21 protein-coding genes are annotated in these 19,782 nt (G+C 50.1%); 8 read left to right on the top strand and 13 right to left on the bottom strand.

Going from position 1 to position 19,782, the window contains the following annotated elements; genetic code table 11:
* Positions 1-69: 69 nt before the first annotated feature.
* The 5 genes from Dvar_RS23340 to Dvar_RS23320 form a co-directional block, all read right to left on the bottom strand.
* Positions 70-249, bottom strand: a complete 180-nt coding sequence (locus tag Dvar_RS23340) for a hypothetical protein (protein WP_419655526.1) — start codon at positions 247-249, stop codon at positions 70-72.
* Positions 236-691 carry a VOC family protein gene (locus tag Dvar_RS23335; protein ID WP_419655525.1) on the bottom strand — a complete coding sequence of 152 codons (456 nt, stop codon included), beginning with the start codon at positions 689-691 and terminating at the stop codon, positions 236-238. Before Dvar_RS23335 ends, Dvar_RS23340 begins: the two co-directional genes overlap by 14 nt.
* Before the next feature lie 2 nt (positions 692-693).
* Entirely contained in the window at positions 694-879 is a 186-nt protein-coding gene (locus tag Dvar_RS23330) for a hypothetical protein (protein ID WP_419655524.1), read from the bottom strand.
* A 247-nt stretch (positions 880-1,126) separates the two neighbouring features.
* Positions 1,127-1,969: an MBL fold metallo-hydrolase gene (locus tag Dvar_RS23325; protein WP_419655523.1), complete on the bottom strand. Its 843-nt coding sequence runs from the start codon at positions 1,967-1,969 to the stop codon at positions 1,127-1,129.
* Between the two features lie 130 nt (positions 1,970-2,099).
* Positions 2,100-2,330 carry a hypothetical protein gene (locus Dvar_RS23320; protein WP_419655522.1) on the bottom strand — a complete coding sequence of 77 codons (231 nt, stop codon included), beginning with the start codon at positions 2,328-2,330 and terminating at the stop codon, positions 2,100-2,102.
* A 560-nt stretch (positions 2,331-2,890) separates the two neighbouring features.
* Between Dvar_RS23320 and Dvar_RS23315 the strand changes: the two genes are divergently transcribed.
* The 4 genes from Dvar_RS23315 to Dvar_RS23300 all read left to right on the top strand — a co-directional run bounded on the left by Dvar_RS23315 (position 2,891) and on the right by Dvar_RS23300 (position 6,678).
* A complete protein-coding gene (locus tag Dvar_RS23315; protein WP_419655521.1) occupies positions 2,891-3,259 on the top strand; it encodes a hypothetical protein in 369 nt (122 codons plus the stop codon).
* A 36-nt stretch (positions 3,260-3,295) separates the two neighbouring features.
* Positions 3,296-3,766 (top strand): universal stress protein, encoded by a 471-nt coding sequence (locus Dvar_RS23310; RefSeq protein ID WP_419655520.1) that lies wholly within the window; start codon positions 3,296-3,298, stop codon positions 3,764-3,766.
* 143 nt (positions 3,767-3,909) lie between these two features.
* Entirely contained in the window at positions 3,910-5,844 is a 1,935-nt protein-coding gene (locus tag Dvar_RS23305; protein ID WP_419655519.1) for an aconitate hydratase, read from the top strand.
* Positions 5,845-6,390: 546 nt separating this feature from the next.
* A complete protein-coding gene (locus Dvar_RS23300; protein WP_419655518.1) occupies positions 6,391-6,678 on the top strand; it encodes a hypothetical protein in 288 nt (95 codons plus the stop codon).
* Positions 6,679-6,803: 125 nt separating this feature from the next.
* Here Dvar_RS23300 and Dvar_RS23295 read toward each other — a convergent pair whose 3' ends face one another.
* The gene (locus Dvar_RS23295; protein WP_419655517.1) at positions 6,804-8,021 is read right to left on the bottom strand and encodes a sigma-54 interaction domain-containing protein; all 1,218 of its coding nucleotides are present in this window, start codon (positions 8,019-8,021) and stop codon (positions 6,804-6,806) included.
* The gene (locus Dvar_RS23290) at positions 7,906-8,460 is read right to left on the bottom strand and encodes a PAS domain S-box protein (protein WP_419655516.1); all 555 of its coding nucleotides are present in this window, start codon (positions 8,458-8,460) and stop codon (positions 7,906-7,908) included. Before Dvar_RS23290 ends, Dvar_RS23295 begins: the two co-directional genes overlap by 116 nt.
* A 487-nt stretch (positions 8,461-8,947) precedes the next feature.
* Here Dvar_RS23290 and Dvar_RS23285 point away from each other — a divergent pair, with 487 nt between their 5' ends.
* The 4 genes from Dvar_RS23285 to Dvar_RS23270 all read left to right on the top strand — a co-directional run bounded on the left by Dvar_RS23285 (position 8,948) and on the right by Dvar_RS23270 (position 13,322).
* Positions 8,948-9,550, top strand: coding sequence for a superoxide dismutase (locus Dvar_RS23285; protein ID WP_419655515.1), 603 nt, complete (start codon positions 8,948-8,950; stop codon positions 9,548-9,550).
* Positions 9,551-9,587: 37 nt separating this feature from the next.
* Positions 9,588-10,538: an L-lactate dehydrogenase gene (locus Dvar_RS23280; RefSeq protein WP_419655514.1), complete on the top strand. Its 951-nt coding sequence runs from the start codon at positions 9,588-9,590 to the stop codon at positions 10,536-10,538.
* A 171-nt stretch (positions 10,539-10,709) separates the two neighbouring features.
* Positions 10,710-11,609: an NAD(P)/FAD-dependent oxidoreductase gene (locus Dvar_RS23275; protein ID WP_419655513.1), complete on the top strand. Its 900-nt coding sequence runs from the start codon at positions 10,710-10,712 to the stop codon at positions 11,607-11,609.
* Positions 11,610-11,666: 57 nt separating this feature from the next.
* The gene (locus Dvar_RS23270) at positions 11,667-13,322 is read left to right on the top strand and encodes an HAL/PAL/TAL family ammonia-lyase (protein ID WP_419655511.1); all 1,656 of its coding nucleotides are present in this window, start codon (positions 11,667-11,669) and stop codon (positions 13,320-13,322) included.
* A gap of 673 nt (positions 13,323-13,995) precedes the next feature.
* Here the strand turns inward: Dvar_RS23270 and Dvar_RS23265 are convergent.
* From Dvar_RS23265 to Dvar_RS23240, 6 genes are all read right to left on the bottom strand, one after another.
* Positions 13,996-14,187 carry a ferredoxin gene (locus Dvar_RS23265; RefSeq protein WP_419655510.1) on the bottom strand — a complete coding sequence of 64 codons (192 nt, stop codon included), beginning with the start codon at positions 14,185-14,187 and terminating at the stop codon, positions 13,996-13,998.
* A gap of 852 nt (positions 14,188-15,039) precedes the next feature.
* Positions 15,040-15,267, bottom strand: coding sequence for a methylenetetrahydrofolate reductase C-terminal domain-containing protein (locus Dvar_RS23260; RefSeq protein ID WP_419664150.1), 228 nt, complete (start codon positions 15,265-15,267; stop codon positions 15,040-15,042).
* A 122-nt stretch (positions 15,268-15,389) separates the two neighbouring features.
* A complete protein-coding gene (gene hcp / locus Dvar_RS23255) occupies positions 15,390-17,036 on the bottom strand; it encodes a hydroxylamine reductase (protein ID WP_419655509.1) in 1,647 nt (548 codons plus the stop codon).
* A 43-nt stretch (positions 17,037-17,079) separates the two neighbouring features.
* Positions 17,080-18,258, bottom strand: a complete 1,179-nt coding sequence (locus tag Dvar_RS23250) for an FprA family A-type flavoprotein (RefSeq protein WP_419655508.1) — start codon at positions 18,256-18,258, stop codon at positions 17,080-17,082.
* Positions 18,259-18,393: 135 nt separating this feature from the next.
* A complete protein-coding gene (locus Dvar_RS23245; RefSeq protein ID WP_419655507.1) occupies positions 18,394-19,422 on the bottom strand; it encodes a hypothetical protein in 1,029 nt (342 codons plus the stop codon).
* Between the two features lie 31 nt (positions 19,423-19,453).
* Positions 19,454-19,681: a DUF1858 domain-containing protein gene (locus Dvar_RS23240; RefSeq protein ID WP_419655506.1), complete on the bottom strand. Its 228-nt coding sequence runs from the start codon at positions 19,679-19,681 to the stop codon at positions 19,454-19,456.
* Positions 19,682-19,782: the final 101 nt, after the last annotated feature.

Raw genomic sequence — 19,782 nt, 5'->3', positions numbered from 1 at the left:
CCCCTTGTTAGGAAGAACAGGAAAACCCATCGAGTGTATGGGAAACGACCCTTTTGTTTGATCGATGGATCATACCGTACAGGGTTTTTCGCCCCGTCTGTTTCCGCAGCTGATGGCGGCCCGGCCATCGTCGCAGGGCTCGTCGTCCTCTTCGAATCTGGCATGTTCCGCCCAATCAGGTGCGTGAAGACATACCTGGATACGGCGATCATTTTCTCTGGTAAAAAAACGCTTTTTATTTTCCTTCATTTTGTCCCTCATTTGTTATTTTGCGCTGTCGTGTAGGAGACAAAAGTCCATTTTTGCCATTTGGATCATGATCCTCACCCCTTTCCATGGACTGCCAGATTTCTATGCGATTGCTATCAGGGTCGAACAGATGGAACACGAGGGCATCCCACGGATGCTTTGTGATGCCATTGACCTTCAATCCCATCGCCATTAGCCTTTTGTGAACCGTCGCTATTTCTTCAACTTCCAACGTGATGGTAATGCCATTTCCAGCAGCGCTCTTAACGGACGATCGCCTTTCATCGGCAATGCTCAAACGGGTCTTTTCCGTCAGGTGGAATTCCATGAACCAATCGTTGAAAAAGTTGACTGGCAATTGGAGTCGGTCCCTGTAAAAGCGAACCATGTCGTCCCATTGCCGGCAGTACAGAATCGTATTGACCGTGATTGGATGGAGCACAATCAATGGTTGCCTTTAGCAATGCATTTCTTGGCTCTGGCGCCGCTCATCTTGGCTGCCTGTCGATAGCAATCATGCCGCTCTCCGGCGGTATTGGATTCCATCTCGCATGAGCCGAGTTGGCGGACCAGCTGTTCATGCGCCTGGGAGCAACATCGTTTGGCCTTGGTAGTAAATGCGTTCATCATGGTTAGCCTCCTTATTTTGAAAAACCTTGATTGTTGTTGTTTCTGGGTAAAGGGACGACGATTTGATCACAATCGATACGACCCGCCGCTTGTTTATCAAATCAAACACAACAAGGATCATACCAATTGCATGGAAAAACATAATTAACTGAATTTAAGTGAAAAATCGGTATTCGGCACAATTGCCACTAGTCCAAACCGTTGTCATCATCAAGAAATTGAGTGGGTAAATCAAAAAATTGATTCTCTACCAGTCGATTACCATTCCCTCCCGCGCGAACACCATGCCGTCGAACCGCTTCCGCCAGATGCCTTCCATTTCGGACAAAAAAGAGTCGTCGTGATCCGGGTCATGGTGGGTGACGACTAAGCGGTCGATGTGAGCCGATCGGGCGACCTGTATAGCTTGGCTGAAGCTGCTATGTCCCCAGCCTTGTTTGTCTTTGAGCTCATCATCCGTGTACTGAGCATCGTGGATCAACACATCGGCGCTGTCGCAGAATGCCACGATATTCTGATCAATGCCATCAACATGCTCAATGTCAGTGCTGAACACAAGGCTCTTGCCGTCCACCTCGAACCGATAAGAGTAGGCACCACCGGGATGATGGTGACGGATCGCCTTGACGATGATGTTGACGCCTTTCTCATTTCTAAGACGCTTGTTTTCCTCGTCATAATTCTGGAATCCAAACCTGGCCCCCATCTTGTCCAATGGGACCGGAAAGTACACTTGCTGCATTTGAGTGTCGAAGATATCTTTCAGGTTGGTAATCTCCCGACCTTTGCCTAAAACAGTGATGTTGATCGGCTGGCCAGATAGATAGGCAGGCGTGAAAAATGGAAGGCCCTGAATATGATCCCAATGAAAGTGGGTAAAAAAGATATCGATGGTTTTGCGGCTCAGATCCATTGACATGAGATCTTTACCCAATTCCCGAATACCGGTTCCAGCATCGATGATGATTATCCTATCGGTGTTGGGGACCGTTACCTGGAGGCAGGTGGTATTGCCCCCAAATTTCAGGAATCCCGGGCCACATACGGGAATGGAACCTCTTGTGCCGTAAAATTTGACTTGAGCGGTCATGATCGCACAGCGTCGCCCTTCGACGTTCGCACAGGTTCTGTGGTGGCCCTAAACGCAGGCCTGTGGAACGTCCGGGTAACGATGGAGGCTGTATCGCAGGAGCGGACAGCCACTTTCAAATTTAATGGGATCATCGAAACTGCCCAAATTCAATGCCTAAGCCCAGGCATTGATTGCCGTTCACACAGGAAGCAGCATCTTCGTTATCAAGGTAGTGACGGATTTTATTGCCTCTATACTCGAAATCGACCGCCCAAGCGTGATTGTTCTCATCCCATCTCACATCCAAATTTTCACCGCATTGCCCGAAATCAGGATATAAGGAGCGGATTTGGTTGCATACGTCTTTATCTGCTATCATCGGATTACCTCCTTTAGTCATAAAACGGTTATCAAAATATCTTAGGTGAATGCTCTCGACACAACAAAAAACCATCGTTTATGTGCCGTCGGTTAGCAGCGTTTCATGGTGCTGCGACATCTGCATATGTCACAAAGTGCAATCTACATTCCATTAAATCCAATCCGTTTTTGAATGATCCGTTCCTTTCGTGGCCATTTATTTACAGAAACACCGCTTTGTGAAAAGCAGTATAAAAAGTAATTATTTCGGTGGGATTTCCAATCTTCAAGGCAGTTAGCACTAAGCTTGGTGGTGTTTTCATGATGTCCCATAGCAATGCTGAATGCATAAAATAGCCAGCAGAGTTTATCAGAGGGTTGAGGGTGGGGCTCAAATAATTGACTGTCTCAACCGTTTGAGGGATAGGCCTCATCCAGCAAAGATTAAATAACATAAAGCTTCAATGGGTTATAACCAATTCCTGAGTAGGCATGGCAATTGCCATCAATCTTTTACATCGAGTCTTCGATTTCGAAGACGTCAATCTGGGACCCGAAAAAATAGAGAAATTTAATAGGATGAAAAACAGACGAGTTCAACAACGCTGCGTTAAGACCGTCGGCATGCATTGCGCCTTGCTTAACGGCAACGTATACCGACCGGTTACACTGCGAAATTTTAGCGGTAGTGGGCTCTTTTTCGAAACAGCAGTGCAAATCTTACCTGGATTTTATATCGTGCTCAGGACCACAAATGCAAATGACACCGGGGGTGCCACCATGGGCGCCAATGCACCACCGTATACACTGGACGCCAATGATCCCGACGCCTGTTCTTTATTCCGGTCGCACACGGTAGCCCAGGTACGGCGATGTGAGCGCCTTGCTGATCATGGCGATTCTCCGAGCTATGGCGTTGCCGCTGAAATCCAGATGTTGACTGACTGACAGGGATCCCACAACCGCGGGGGAAGGAGTCTTATCATGGAAGTAAAACGAATTTTATGGCCGACAGACCTCTCTGGGAGAGCCAAACATGCATTGGCCCATGTCCGTTCGTTAACTGAAAAGTACGGCGCCGAAATCCATGTGCTTTATGTCATCCACGACATCGCTCATCATCGCGGCCTTTACGGCAATTTCGAACAGTCGCATATCGATCGAATTTATGCCTGGGAAAAGGAAAAGGCCACTGAACGATTGGACAAGATTTGTTCACAGGAACTGGACGGTTGCCCGCTGTATGTCAAGCATATTGCCGTTGGGGATCCAGCCCAAGAGATCATCAAAACTACTCAGAATGAAAAGATCGACATGGTGGTTCTGGCTACCCGAGGTGCAGGCGGATATTTTCAGGTCGGCGCTGTGGCCGATAAAGTCATCAAACATTCACCCGTGCCGGTGGTGATGGTGCCAAACAGCGGAGAAGCCGTGGAGATGAAGATGGCATCTTGAGCAATTATATAGACCGCAGCGATAAACCCGGCCGAGGAAACTGATCCCGCCTATTTGGTATCCAGTCGTTATTGGACCAATCCTGTGATCAACGAAGACATAGTGTTGGGATTGCTCATGGTTGTAAATGAAAGGCAGGCAAAATGGCTAGGAACCTCACGCAAAAATTAATCGACGCCCATTTGATTGAGGGAAAAAAGATCGCCGGTGAAGAGATCGGTTTACGCATGGATCAGACGCTGGCTCAGGATGCCACCGGCACCATGGTCATGCTGGCGTTCGAGGCTATGGGCATCGGGCGGGTACGTACAGAGCTTTCCGCCCAGTACGTTGGTCACAACCTCCTGCAGACTGATTATCGCAATGCCGACGACCATCTGTTTTTGCGCAGCGCCTGCAGGAAGTTCGGTGTTTGGTACAGCAGGCCGGGCAACGGGGTGAGCCATCCGGTGCACATGCAGCGATTCGGCGTGCCCGGTAAGACGCTTGTCGGCTCAGACAGCCATACGCCTGCTGCAGGCGGATTGGGTATGCTATCGTTCGGAGCCGGAGGGCTGGAAGTGGCAACGGCCATGGCAGGCAACCCACTTTACATCAATGTGCCCAAGGTGATGGGGGTGCGTCTGGTCGGTCAACTTCCCGATTGGGTCAGTGCCAAGGACGTAATTCTGGAAATGCTGCGCCGTCATGGGGTCGATGGCGGCAGAGGAAAAATTATCGAATATTTCGGTCCCGGATTGGCTAATTTGACGGCCATGGATCGTCATGTGATCGCCAACATGGGCACGGAACTGGGAGCTACCAGCACAGTCTTCCCATCGGATGGTGCCGTGCGGGAATTTCTCAGGTCCCAGGGAAGAGGCGATGCCTGGCAGGAGATCCTGGCCGACCCGGGCGCGGATTATGACGAAACCGATGAAATCGACCTATCGGCGCTGGAGCCGTTGATCGCGCTGCCCAGCAGCCCGGGCAATGTGGTGCCGGTGCGGGATGTGGCCGGCCGGCCGATTTATCAGGCCTATATCGGTTCCCCGGCCAATCCGGGGCTGCGCGACTTTGCCGTTCCGGCCCTGATGGTGGATGGCCGCCAGGTGCCGGATCATATTTCTTTCGACGTTAACCCAACCTCACGGCAACTCATCGAGAACATGATCGAGATGGGGCTGATGGAGTTCCTGATCAAGACTGGAGCACGGTTCCACCAGGCCGGCTGCAACGGGTGTATCGGCATGGGGCAGGCCCCGGCCACCGGAAAGATCAGCCTGCGCACGGTTCCGCGCAATTTCCCGGGCCGGTCGGGAACCGTGGAGGATCAGGTGTACCTGTGCAGTCCTGAAACGGCAACGGCCTCGGCGCTCACCGGTATCATTACCGATCCGCGCACGCTGGACATTCCCTATCCACGGTTCGCGCATCCCGCCAGTTTGAAAATCAACACGGCGCTGCTAATCCCTCCAGAGGCAAAGGAAAAAAGCATTGAACTTGAAAAAGGGCCCAATATCAAACCCATGCCAGTATTTGGCGACCTTCCAGACCGAATCGAGGGTCCCGTATTGCTCAAGGTGGAAGATAACGTCTCTACCGACGAAATCATGCCAGCCGGTGCGGCAGTACTGCCTTTGCGCAGCAACATCCCCGAAATCAGCCGCTATGTGTTCAGTCGAATCGACGATTCTTACTATGAGCGAGCCATGGCTTACCGGGACAAGGGATCCTTTGTGGTGGGCGGCAGCAACTATGGCCAAGGATCCAGCCGCGAACATGCTGCTCTGGCTCCCCGCTATTTGGGCTTGCGCGCAGTCATCGCCAAGAGTTTTGCCCGCATTCATGCTCAAAACTTGGTGAATTACGGGATCTTGCCGTTGGTTTTTGAAGATCCGGAAGATTGGTCGGACATCCACCAGGATGACGTGCTGCGATTTGACCGCCTGCGATCGGTTTTGTCGTCAATCCGGCATTTGGAAGTGCACAACCTTAATCGCGACCGGACCTATCGGTTGGTACATCATCTCAGCCGCAGGCAACTGCAAATGGTTGTATCCGGGGGACTGATCAATGTGATCCGGAATAACCATTGATGGGTTGCAGCGTGGGATAATTTGCGTCGCTTTCGATCCAAGGTGAGCGCTGCCGCCGAATCGAACGAATAGGAGGATGGGATATATGCAATCCATGCCACCGATAGAAGATTCAAAAACGAACACAATGGCCGCACCGGAACCAACTTGCAAGATGCGTGAAACAGACCACCAAGAGGGGCATATCAACCTTTGCTGCTGCTATATTATGGACGCTGACGGCAAGTTTCAGGATCCTTGTTATCACCCTGCGGATACATGCTGCCCATGACTAACAGCCCTGTTGCGCCGTCAGATAAGGGGGTGGGCGTTATTAATACCGAGTAATCAGGCCAGTGCTCTTTCGTGGAAGAAAAACGTCTCATGGCAGAACTCAGAAAATGTTACTGCTGCGCTTCCAGCGATGAAGAACGATATCAATGCTTCTGGTATGCCGCCAGGGAAAGCCGTCGGCGGATTCGTGCCTGCATGTCCTGAATTCATATATACCAACGAACAAGATCTGCAAGAGCCACATGATGTCAATAACAAATAGGAGAAAACACCATGAAAAAAGAGATACAAAACGATCGGCTAACGGTATTTCTGGAAGACGCTAAAGTTGTACCGGAGGCTGAACTGTCTGCCATACCGCAAAAAAAGCGTGAGCTTGTAAATGACAAAGCCGGTGTCTGGATTGAGGTGGCCTGTCCCAAAGGAGCCTGTGCCGTTGAAAAAAACAAGATAACCTTACCGGCGGGCGGCGTTATCGAAAACGAAACCAAGGGGCTTTGGCTGAGTTTGTTTTGTCCTGAAAACCAGTGCCACTTTTACCAGGGCACCGATGCTCCATAATTATTTCCGCTTGCTAATGCAAGAATTACTCCCGTCATCTGGTTCCAAGGCCGTGGGACGATCCAGCATGTTGGCACCAGGATGGATTTTTATGCTCACTACCTCGAACCAACCGGAGGGAATATCTATTGCACCTGTGACGCCTGCTTCGGGGGCTTGCGAATGCGCATGCGCTTCATCCGTTCAATCAAGGTCGTTGGCTTGATGCCCAGCAGGTGGGCTGCACCATCATTCCCATATATTTTCCATTTACACTGCCTCAAGGCATTGACGGTGTTTTGGCGCTCAAATTGCTGCATGGCTTCGGCGGAAAGAACCGAATCCCGAATCTGAGGATTGGCTGCTATATCCACTTGCGGCTCCGTGTCGGTGAGGGCAAAGTCCTGCATGGCAGAAAAGTTCAGTGATGTTGACCGGGAGAGGATTATTGCCCGCTCTACCGTATTCTCCAGTTCGCGCACATTTCCCGGCCAATCATAGGACTGCAGATCCAAAATATTTGCCTGGGTCAACTGGGGAGGCGGCACATTGAGCTTGCGGGAGAGCTTTTCGACGAAATGGGTGGCCAGCAGCTGGATATCCTCCTTGCGGTCCCTTAAAGGGGCAATCTGAATGGGAAACACGTTCAGCCGGTAAAACAGGTCGTCACGGAACCGTTTGGCCCGGACCTCGCTGAGCAGGGGCTTGTTGGTGGCGGCAATGATGCGGACATTCACCTTCCGAGTCTTATCTTCCCCCAGCCGTTCATATTCGCCTTCCTGAAGGATGCGCAACAGTTTGCTCTGCAGATCCAGTGGGATTTCACCGACCTCGTCCAGAAAGATGGTACCGCCGTTGGCGGTTTCGAACCGGCCGATACGATCCTTGACCGCACCGGTAAAGGCGCCCTTGACATGGCCGAAGAACTCACTTTCATATAGATCTTTGGGGATGGTGGCACAGTTGACCTTGATCAAGGGGTTGTCTTGGCGCTGACTATGGCGATGGATTTCGCGCGCCACCAGTTCCTTACCGGTGCCGGACTCTCCATGAATAAGAACATTGGCATCGGTGGGCGCAACGAGTTCGATCTGTGAAATAACGGTCTTGATGGGGTGGCTCTCGCCGATTATCGTACCGTATGACTGAGATTCGGCGAGTTCCTGCTTTAGGATCAGATTCTCCGCCTGCAATCGGTCCTTAAGGGATTGAATTTCCCGGGTGCGCTCGGCAACCACAGCCTCCAGATCATTCTTGGACTGGATAATTTTCTGCTCTGCACGTTTGCGTTCTGAAATATCCTCCACCATGCCGAGGATAGACCGCTCCTGGGAATTTCTGCCATGTATCAGCGTGGCCGCCATGCTTCCCCCAGATTACCTTGTTTTGTTTGGTATGATATCTTTTTTCCAGGTTGTAGTGGTCGATCGCACCATCGATCAATTGACGAAACCGTTCCATATCGGAATCGACATCTTCCTTATGCGTGATATCGGCAAAATGCATGCGCTGCAGTTCATGCTGCGAATAGCCGAGCATACGGCAAAGCGCATGATTGGCCAACACAATGCTTCCTTCCCGGTCGGCGATGGCTGCACCGAAAGGCGCGTGTTCGAAGATCTTGCGAAATCGCATTTCGCTGATCTTCAACCTCGACTCGGTCCGCTTCTGCTTGCGGATCTCTTTTTCGAGTCGCTGATTGGTTCGCTCGAGAGCACGGACGTAATCCGAGCATTGGTTTTCTAATAGTTGGCATTTTTCTTCCAACGCTTTCAGGGTCGGATCGGATTGGTTTACAGCCATTTTTACCTCTTCAGAAAAACTCAATTCATTGAGGAAAAAATAATCAGCTTTTCGTATAACTCAACAAATTGAGGTCCAATTATTTCTAAAGCGTGCGTAATTTTCCAGATTTCAACCGCTTGAACGTCGGTCAGCGCTGGCATGGAATGTGAAGATCTTTACTCGAGAAATTAACCTGGGTATCGATTCAGAAGGGTTCAATCATGAAGAATTACATCTGTCTGACATGTGGCACGCAATACTCAGAGGCGGATCTTCCGCCTGATCGATGCATAATATGCGAGGACGAAAGACAGTACGTCAACTGGAATGGGCAGCAATGGACCACTTTAGAAGAGATGTGGAAGGCTGACTATCGGAATATTATACGGGAAATCGAACCGAATTTGATCGGGATCGGAACGGAGCCAATATTCGGAATCGTTCAGCGATCGCTGCTGGTCCAGACCAATGATGGCAATGTTCTTTCTATACAAGGAGACAAAACATGATTCATAAACTTCAACCACTTCCTTATGAATATAATGCGCTGGAACCCTATATCGATGAAACCACCATGAGGATTCATCATACCAGACATCATCAGACATACATCGATAAATTAAACGCGGCAATCAGTGATTATCCAGAACTTCAAAACGATACTGCCGAAGATCTATTGAAAAAGTTGAGCACCATTCCTGAAGACATACGGACAGCCGTCAGGAATCATGGTGGAGGCCATGCCAATCATTCTTTTTTCTGGTCAATGTTAAAAAAAGATGTCCCTATCAGTGGCGAGGTGGCCAGCTCGATTACCAACAAATACGGCAGTTATGACAACTTCAAAAATGAATTTTCAACTAAGGCGGCATTGCTGTTCGGCAGCGGTTGGACATGGCTCGTTCTGGTTGATGGAAAATTAGAGATCATGACGACTCCGAACCAAGACAGCCCGCTGACAATGAATATAGAGCCCATTCTCGGATTGGATGTTTGGGAACATGCATATTACCTGAAATACCAAAATCGTCGTCCCGAATATATCGATGCTTTTTTCCATGTCATAGATTGGGAGAAAGTCAACGAGGTTTTTTTAGGGAAGTACTAAAGCCAATTAACCCCGAGCCAATGTTTAAGGAAACCACGTGATTCAAAAGCGTACAGTTGGAATCATCGGTACCGGCAATGTCGGAATGGCTGCAGCCTATGCCACATTTATAAGGCAGACTGCTGGAGAACTAATCCTGGTTGACAAGGATAGCTACCGTGCAGAGGGTGAGGCCATGGATCTAATGCATGGCCAGCCCTATATTGGCAATATTTCCGTTCGAGCAGGCGATTACCCGGACCTTGAGAAGGCTCAGGTTATTGTAATAGCAGCGGGGATTGCTCAGCGATCAGGTGAAAAACGTACGGATTTGATCATCCGCAATGTTAAAATTTTTCGGGAAATTGCCAATCAGCTGGACAAATATGCGCCCAATGCGATCATCATTGTGGCCAGCAATCCAGTCGATATTCTCAGTTATGCGGTTCAAGAGTTGACTGATAGGCCAATCCAGAAAGTCATAGGAACCGGAACGATGCTTGACACCGCTCGTTTTCGATCTCTCCTGGGAAAACACTATGGTGTCGATCCCCGCTCTGTGCATGCCTATATTATCGGTGAGCATGGAGACACCGAGGTGCCACTATGGAGCAGCGCTCTAATCGGCAGCCTTCCGATTTATGACAATATTGTGTTAGGCAAGGCATTTGACAATGTAAAAATGGATCGACTGTTTGAAAGAGTTCGCGATGCAGCATACGATATTATTGACCGTAAGGGATATACCAATACGGCTATTGGAATTGTAATATCTGATCTCGTTGGTGCGATTATTGAAGACCAGAAACGCGTACTCACCGTCAGTTCAAGGCTTAATGGAGAATATGGGCAAGGGGATGTGTGTTTGAGCCTTCCCTGTGTTGTTGGTCTGAATGGTGTTGAAGCAAAAATATTGCCTAAACTCAATGCCGTTGAGATGAAGGGGTTGAAAGAATCTGCCGATTTTCTTCGTCACAACACCGATCGTTTGGCGAGTTTTTTTGAATAAGGGTTCATCAACCGTCCGTCAAATACAGTAGGCGCCTGATCCAAATAAAGATTAATAGGCAGCAGTGAATTGGGATGGCATGAAAAGGTAACTTTTTGATTATGCCTGCATTGGGTATGCTCCAGCGCCAAACCTTCGTTTCATATGTCAGTAGGCAGAAAAGAGGTAACAATGAGTGATAACAATTCTTATGAGGTTATTGTTGTTGGTGCCGGACCCGCCGGTCTCCAGGCCGCCATCCATGCATCGCGTAAGAAAATTTCTGTCCTGGTATTGGGCAAAGCGCATAAAAGTAGCTTGTTCAAAGCACACGTAGAAAATCTGTGTAGTTTGTTTAATACATCAGGCAAGTCGATGATAGAAACAGGTCGCCGTCAAGCCGAAAATTTTGGTGCCCGGTTTATGAATGAGGATATTTTAAAAATCAGTAAGAATAGGGATCGTTTTGTCATTAACACTGAAAATGGTAGTCAGTTATTATGCAAAGCGCTAATCCTTGCTACCGGTACTGCCCGAAACAAATTGAAGGTAAAAGGGGAGAAGGAACTAGAGGGACGGGGAGTCAGTTATTGCGTGGACTGTGATGGGAACTTTTATCGTGGCGAAGATGTCGCCGTTGTTGGTGATGAAAGTGCCGCGGCTGATGGTGCCTTAACGTTGGTTGAAATCGCCGGGACAGTGCATCTGATCTGCAACGATTTAAGAATCACTGACACACTACTCGATAAGCTTGAAAACAGCAACGTGCTCGTGCACAAGGGGGCAACGGTTAAACAAATCATTGGCGATAACCAGGTCAATTCGCTAATCCTCGATGACGGCACCACAATATCGGCAACGGGTGTCTTTATTGAACTTGGAGCCAAAGGTCTGATTGAAATGGCCACCAATTTAGGGGTAGCATTGGATGATCAAATGCGTTTCATCAATACCGACAAAGGGCAGCGAACAAATGTTCCGGGAATCTTTGCTGCCGGAGACATTTGCGGTCCTCCATGGCAAGTCGCCAAAGCTGTTGGTGAAGGGTGTGTCGCCGGTTTGAATGCTGCCGATTATGCCAAAAAGTTGTAATTGAAATTTTCAATTGAGAAACAGAAATGAAAGAAACACAATGAAGAAAGCGGTTTAATGAATACGTTGAAAAGTGACAACAAAAGCATAGTAATCAATGGTCGAGATCTTACCATTGACCAGGTCATCAATGTTGCTCGTTGTGGAGCCAGGGTCGAGCTTACCACTGAGGATCGGATCCTAATGAAAATCGAAGCCGCCCATCGTTACATTGTCGAGGCGGCCAAGCTGGGCAAGACGATTTATGGCGTGACCACCGGTTTCGGTGGAATGGCGCACACGCTGATTTCTCCGGAGGATGCCGCCGAACTTCAGGAAAATCTGATCTGGTTCATGAAGACCGACTCTGGCAAAAAGCTTCCCACTAAGGATATGCGCGCTGCCATGGTTATCCGAGCCAACACACACATGCTTGGTTTCTCGGGGTTGCGGATGGAGCTGATCCGTCGCATGCAGATCTTCTTAAACGAAAAGGTGACGCCCCACGTTTGCGAATTCGGTTCCATCGGGGCAAGCGGCGATTTGACGCCCTTGGCTTGCATCACCGGTGCCCTTATCGGCCTGGATAAATGTTTTACGGTTGATTTTGACGGCGTTTCCATGGATTCGCTGACCGCTCTCAAGAAACTTGGGCTGCCGCAACTGCGGCTGCGGCCAAAGGAAGGGCTGGCCATGATCAACGGCACGTCGGTGATGAGTGGTATTGCCGCCAACTGCATTTATGATGCACAGATTCTGCTGGCCCTGGCGGTTGCCGCGCATGCCCTTGCCATTCAGGCGTTGGGAGGGACCAACCAGTCCTTTCATCCATTTATTCACGCTCACAAGCCCCACCCGGGTCAACAATGGATTGCCGCTCAAATGCTTGAAATGCTTAGCGGTTCCACTCTGATCCGAGACGAATTGGAAGGCCGGCAGCATCCCCGCCAGGGACAATTGGTCCAGGATCGCTACTCCCTGCGCTGTCTTCCGCAGTATATGGGACCGATAGTGGAGGGGCTGGCCCAGATATCGCGGCAGGTCGCCATCGAGATGAATTCGGCCACCGACAATCCCTTGATCGACGCCGATAATGCACAGGATTTTCATGGAGGTAATTTCCTCGGTCAGTACATCGGGGTAGCCATGGATCAACTGCGCTACTACATCGGCCTGTTGGCCAAGCATCTGGATGCCCAGATATCTCAGTTGACTACCGCTGAATTCAGCAATGGGCTGCCAGCCTCCCTGATCGGTAACCCCCAGCGCAAGGTCAACATGGGTTTGAAAGGACTGCAAATCAACGGCAACTCGATCATGCCGATCCTCACCTTTTTGGGGAATTCGTTGGTCGACCGCTTTCCTACGCATGCCGAACAGTTCAATCAAAACATCAACAGCCAGGGGATGGGGTCTGCCAATCTGGCTCGGCAGTCCGTGGAGGCTTTTCAGCAGTACATGGCGGTAGCACTGATGTTCGGTGTTCAGGCCGCAGACTTACGCAGCAAACTCGTTGCCGGCAACTTTGACGCCCGACGCTGCTTATCGCCAGCGACTGAAAAGTTGTATTCAGCGGTTCGAGAAACGGTTGGACGCCCGCCTTCCGAGGATCGGCCTTACATCTGGAACGATAATGAACAGGCATTGAGCGATCATATTCAAAGCATTGCCAATGACATCGCCCACAGCGGCAGAATCCCGGAAGCAGTGCGGGAAATCCGTTTAAGGCTTTGATATTCTATTTGATGTGAATTAATAGTGGAATATTGGCCAGATCGCATTTCCTTTTGATCTCCTTCAATCGGATATAGCTGGTCCTTTTGCTGCAATGTCACTATCGATTCTCGGGAATAAAAAAAAGACTCGGCAATCTATGAGCCTGCTAAAGGGTATTTCAAAGAGCATAACATGAAAAAAGCGGATCGGTGGGGGTTGCACGGAGGTCGAAAAAAAGTAACCGGTCAGGTGACCCTGACCGGTTCTATCACATACTGGATCATTCTCGATCGCATTTATTCAGGCATCGCTGCAATGGGGCCACCACCCCCTGTCATCGAAAGGGGAAACTCCGGTGTAAAGCTTCCAACTTTCTCACTCTGTAGACGCTCTGAAACAGTCCTTTCCGGGGGCTATTTCAAAGATTGCCGGCATATCCTTTCCGGGGTATTGGCCGGTATATCCGCAGAGGCTGTTCACCTGAAATGCGTCTGTCTTGGTCGGTGCGCGAAGAACGTTCATTTTTTCTTGTATATATAATAAGCATTGTTTTCGAACTGGCAAATGAGGTGTTGCCTGTATTTGCAGGTGACACTGAATCCATGTAATGGAGCTGGCCGAAAAATATTAAAAATCAATCTATAGATATGTGGGATGTAGGGTAGGCTGTTAGAGTGAGATTAGTTAGTCCTCATTCCCATCGAATGCATTCAGCCGGACAGGATTCTATTGCTTCTTCGATACAATCCTCGGGGCCTCCCTCTGGCTTGATGACCTCAGCCTTCTCTTCATCTTCGTTAAAAGCGAATACCTCCGAACATAATTCAACACATGTTTCACACCCTATACATTCGTCGGTATCGATCACAACATGTTTTGCCATAATAACACCCCCGTTCATTGTACCCTGCGATGGGACGAGTTGCTTGATGTAATTCTGAAGGGCAGGTCCATTTATAGACCTGCCCAAGGAGGAGGGAGAATGAAAGGTTTTCATTGTTCCCTATGGCACCATGCTGAACCCGATTGTCCAGCTGGGTACCAAGAATAATATAAGCCCTATCAGATCGATATGCAAATAGACTTGCTGAGTAAAAATACTATACACAGTGGACAGCTCATAGCAAAATGATTTAAATGATGTGGCTTTCATTTCAATAAAGTAGTGTTGGCGTATAGTCCCAAAATGACCATTCAGATCTATCAGTTTTTTGATCTCACACCTCAGGATATTGATTTAATCAAAATGTTGAAGCTGTGTTCAAATTTTTACTGATAAAAGAACGTAGACACTCAAAGAGTTATTACCTTTTCTTTAAAGCGGCATGTCGCTTGCATCCTCTATTCATAGCCTACCTGAGGCATCAATACTTTGCAGACGGTGTGGCTTACCACGGTGTGAAAAAGGCCCTCGTCATTGAACGTATCGATCGGTTCACACCGGAACGTAGGTAAAACGAAATGGAAATGAACACGATTGACAACCAATCAAACCAGTGCTGTTCATTGGAAAGAAAACGTCTCATGGAAGAAATAAGAAGCTGTTATTGTTTCGCTTCTAATAATGAAGAATTTCATCAATGTCGTTGGTATGCCATAAGGGAGAGCGGACGGCCTCTTTCCTGCCCAGGCGGGTCTCTTATTCCATCGCTCTGCTCAAAACCTGTCCGGCATTCGCGAACTATTCACCCTGGGAACCTATCTCACTGGCCGCCTGATCTCGAGTGCCGGCCATTCATGATTGTTTGTTTTTATCGAGATGGAAATTGACCCACGATGAGGTTTTATTCAACTCCCATCTACGCGGGGGGACCCTGGCTTGCAAAAAGGTTGCAAGCCTGTTGACGCGTGCAAGACGCTGGTAGGCTCGGACCCAGATACACAATTGATCCGGGTATACTGCACAGCGCCCCTCAGTACTACCACCACAGGGACCATTGCCGCTACATGCCTGCGCCGGAATCGGGATTCTCTCTGGGCGGATGGTACCAATGCCAAGTGTAGGATTGATTAGTGGAAGATTGCCTGGTGAAATTAGACCTGCGTGTCTGTTCCCCGGGAAGCGAACACGCAGGTCTCTTATTGCTATTTGCCGGCCATCATGGCAGCGATATCCTCCTCGACGGTCCCGATGGGTTTGATATCGAATTTCTCCACCAGAACATTGGCTACGTTGGGCGACAGGAAGCCAGGCAAGGTCGGACCCAATCTGATTCCTTTGACACCGAGAGACAGCAGGGCCAGCAACACGGCAACGGCTTTTTGCTCGTACCAGGCGATGTCATAGGAAACGGGAAGGTCGTTGATGTCGTCCAGCCCGAACGCTTCCTTGAGCTTGAGGGCGATCACGGCCAGCGAATAGGAGTCGTTGCATTGACCGGCATCCAGCACGCGTGGAATGCCGCCGATGTCGCCCAGGTTCAACTTGTTGTAGCGGTACTTGGCACAACCTGCTGTGAGAATCACGGTGTCCTTGGGCAGGTTTTCGGCCACCTCGGTAAAGTAGCTGCGGGATTTCTGGCGTCCGTCGCATCCGGCCATGACGACAAACCGTTTGATGGCACCGGATTTCACCGCATCGATAACCTTGTCGGCCAGGGCCAGCACCTGGTTGTGCGCGAAACCGCCCACGATCTTGCCGGACTCGATCTCCTCTGGCGGTGCGCATTGCTTGGCTCGTTCCACGACAGCGGAAAAATCCTTGGCACCGCCTTGCGGCCTTTTGGCAATGTGTTTGGCTCCCGGATAGCCCACCACGCCGGTGGTAAACAGCCTATCCAGATAGGTGTTAGTCTTTTTGATCGGGATCAAACAATTGGTGGTCAATACAATGGCCCCATTGAAAGATTCGAAGTCCTTGTTTTGGTGCCACCACGATCCGCCGTAGTTGCCGATAAAATGGTCGTACTTTTTGAAGGCCGGGTAGCAGTTGGCCGGCAGCATCTCGCCGTGGGTGTATACGTCTACGCCGGTCCCCTCGGTCTGTTTGAGCAACTCTTCCATGTCTTTCAGGTCATGGCCGGAAATCAGGATGCCGGGGTTTTTGCCCACGCCGATGCTCACCTCGGTGATTTCAGGATTGCCGTAGGCCTTGGTATTGGCCTCGTCCAGCAGGGCCATGGTGTTGACGGCGCACTCTCCAGCCTTCATGACCAAACCGACCATCTCGTCCGTTGACAGTTCCTTGGTGGTGGAAGCCAGGGCCTCCATGAGGAATCCATAGATGTCGTCCTTTTCATGGCCAAGAATCGCGACATGATCTGCATAAGCGGCGATTCCCTTGCTGCCGATGATCAACAGCTCTCTGAGGGACCGCACATCCTCGTTTTGCATGGCTGTAATGCGAACTTCGTCGGATAATGCCTTGTCCATAATGGCCTGTTTGTCGGTCGCCGCCCAGACCGCGCAATCCGGAAGCGCGTCCGGAAGGTCGCCGCCAAGTTTTTCTTTGACCGCGTCTCTGACATCGAGGGCCTGCCGGATTCGGTCGACGATTACGTCATCATCCCAGGCCACGTTGGTAATGGTGGTGAAAAGCGCTTCACAGATGAAGTGGCCGGCCTCTTTTTCCACCGTGCCCTTCTCCTTCAGCTTTTCCCCGTAAACCGCAATGCCCTTGCAAACGTAAATGAGCAGATCCTGTAGATCCGCAGTTTCTTCGGGCTTGCCGCACACGCCTTTCACCGTACAACCTTGATTTTTTGCCGTTTCTTGACATTGAAAACAAAACATAGACTTCCTCCTTGATTTGAATGGTGGGTGGAAATGGTTGATATTATCGAAACCCGTTTTCTTTATGCTTTTGCGCAATGCTGTCTGCCAACCGGTCCAATGAAGCGAAATCCGCTTCGGCCGGAAGCCCTTTGCAAAGTACCGGGTCGATCACCTCGACTTTCAGATTGGGAATCATTCCGGCAAGTGTTTCCACGGTCTTTCCTCCCCATCCATAGGAGCCGATAATGGAGAGAAACCTGACTTTTGGTTTCAGCGCATTGGCCAGCAAGGTCGCATACGCAGCCAGGGGATGAGGCCCGGCCAGCACCGTCGGCACCCCCACGACCATCGTAGCCGCGTCGACAAGCGCCATGGCGAGCTTGCCGATGTCGGTTACCGCGAGGTTGAACAGTTCCACGCGAATTTCCCGCCCGACGAGGGCGGCGGTGAGATGGTCCACCATTTTTCGCGTGCTGCCGTGCATGGAGACAAAGGGTAGGACGACCAGATTGTGCGGATCGCCGGCCACCCAATCTTGATAGGCTTCCATGATCCAGGTCGGCCGGTCGTAGATCTGGCCGTGGCTCGGAGCGATCATCTGAATGTCATACCCGTTGAGTTTTTTCATGTTTTTAGCGATGATGCTGCGGAAAGGCATCATGATTTCGGCAAAATAGCGTTTGGCCGCCTCATGCACCCGCCCCTGGTCGATAACGAAAAGATCGCTGGTGGCGATGTGGGAGCCGAAAAAATCGCAGCTGAAGAGAATCTTGTCTTCCCGCAGGTAGGTCACCATGGTTTCGGGCCAGTGGACCCATGGGGTGTGGATGAATTCCAATGTCTTATCTCCGAGTGACAGCGTTTCACCGTCTTGCACGGTAACGAAGGCGTTCTCGGGAATTTTCAAAATATCCATGAGCATGCCCTTGGCCTTGGGCGTTGCCACCACCTTGGCTTGCGGAAAACGCTCCAGCACCTGCGGTATCGTGCCGGAATGGTCCTGCTCGGCATGGTGGGAGACGACAAAGTCGATCTTGGGTACATTGTCGAGCTGTGCCGTCAAGACCTCGGCCATGGGTGGGTCGACCGTGTCCAGGAGCACGGTTTTCTCACTGCCTTCTATCAAATAGGCATTGTAGGTCGTCCCATCCGGAAGCGGGATGAGGGAGTCGAAAAGTCGACGATCCCAATCCACGGCGCCAAGCCAATGAATTTTTTCAGCGATCTTTCTTTTTTGCATGGCCGATTTCCTTCCTGTTTAGTTTCTGTATCGGTGCTCACCACGTGCACCGGGGCATTCATGACATCTGAGGCCTTAAAAGCCTTCATCACTCGTTACTAAGTCGGGGTGGGTGCGCTGGATAGTCTATGTTTATTAAGCGATATATCGATCTCTCAGCCTCGCGGCCATTTCATTGACGGCGCCAAAAGCGCGTTCCACGGTGCGTTCCTTATCCGGATTGACCAGACAGCACGTTGCTGGAGAAATCAAACTTTTGGCAATCATTTGTTCTTTATCTATTCCTTTGCTCCACAACACGCGCCAGACATTTTCCAGGCGCTCTATCATGGAATGCATGTCCTCTTTTTGGAAGGTCTCGAATCCTGTAGGTACGATTCCCCAAACAATGACACCATCCTTTTCCAGGAACTTTTTGATAGCCGTGGCATAGGACGCGAAGACTTCTGCGTTGGTATAGACATCTAAAGAAAGCACATCCAAATCCAGGTTCAGAAGAAAATCCCAATCGGGGTTGCCACAAAGGTGGATGCCCCGGGGTCGATCAACCTGGGAGAAAAATTGATCCAGATCACCCTTGGCCTTAAGATCCCCGTACCCGGCCATTGCAGAAAACAGAAATTGCAATCCCGGTTCATCAACGAACATAAAGGCATTGGCATTCAGCTGTTTGAGCCGGGCCAATTGAACGTTTATCCGCTTGGCCATGAATTCGAGCATGAACGGCCTGACGGTATCATCAAAAATAATGGGTCGCTCATCTTGATCGATAACATTGAACCCAAAACTGATGGGGCCTTCCAACTGTCCCCGAATGGCGGGTCGATCCGAATGATCCAACGCCAGAAAACGATGATAGACCGCCGAATAAGTCTTGCTGACATCGAAAAGGGTCGGGTCGTCGAATCGAAGCAAGGTCTCTTCCAGTTCCTCGGCGAACTTGTCTATCGAAAAACGCAAAGTCCGTTTTTCGATGTCCAGGACAATTCCCGGAAAATGCTCGGCAGCCTGCACATACATGTCTTCGTAATAACTGTAGTTGGGTAGCTGGGGCCAGAAAGGGACGTCCAGGGACAGGGCTATTTCAAGTGCCCGTTCAACGTCCGTGTGAGGCATCACGGCCATGGCAGTGGTCAGCAGGCCTCCGGGTATGTTGGGTGCCATTGGATTTCCTTTCGTTCGTCAGATGTTCGGGTCAACGGATAGTCTTTCCGACCGTTACGTCGTCGATCACCTTTTCCAAGTGGGCCATTAATTTACTTTTATCGAGGTTATACTCTCTGGCAACGTCGGAAAGGTTGTGAAACGCGTCTGCAGGGCAACCCACACACATCAGACCCAAATCAACGAATGTATGCAGCAGATATGGGTGTTGATCCAGCAGTTCCTTGATGGTATTGGATTCCGATATATTGCTTCCCATGATCGATATTTCCTTTGCGTGTCAAAACGGTTTCCGATATTCGGCTCGTGGCCTATTCTGGAGCGAATTTATCAGGAAGGGGAGGCCGCGTCTTTGCGCTG

Source organism: Desulfosarcina variabilis str. Montpellier (genome assembly GCF_048565275.1).
GTDB classification, from domain to species: Bacteria; Desulfobacterota; Desulfobacteria; order Desulfobacterales; family Desulfosarcinaceae; genus Desulfosarcina; species Desulfosarcina variabilis.
The sequence above is the reverse complement of the archived record's forward strand: the minus strand, read 5'-3'. Positions and strand labels throughout refer to the sequence as shown.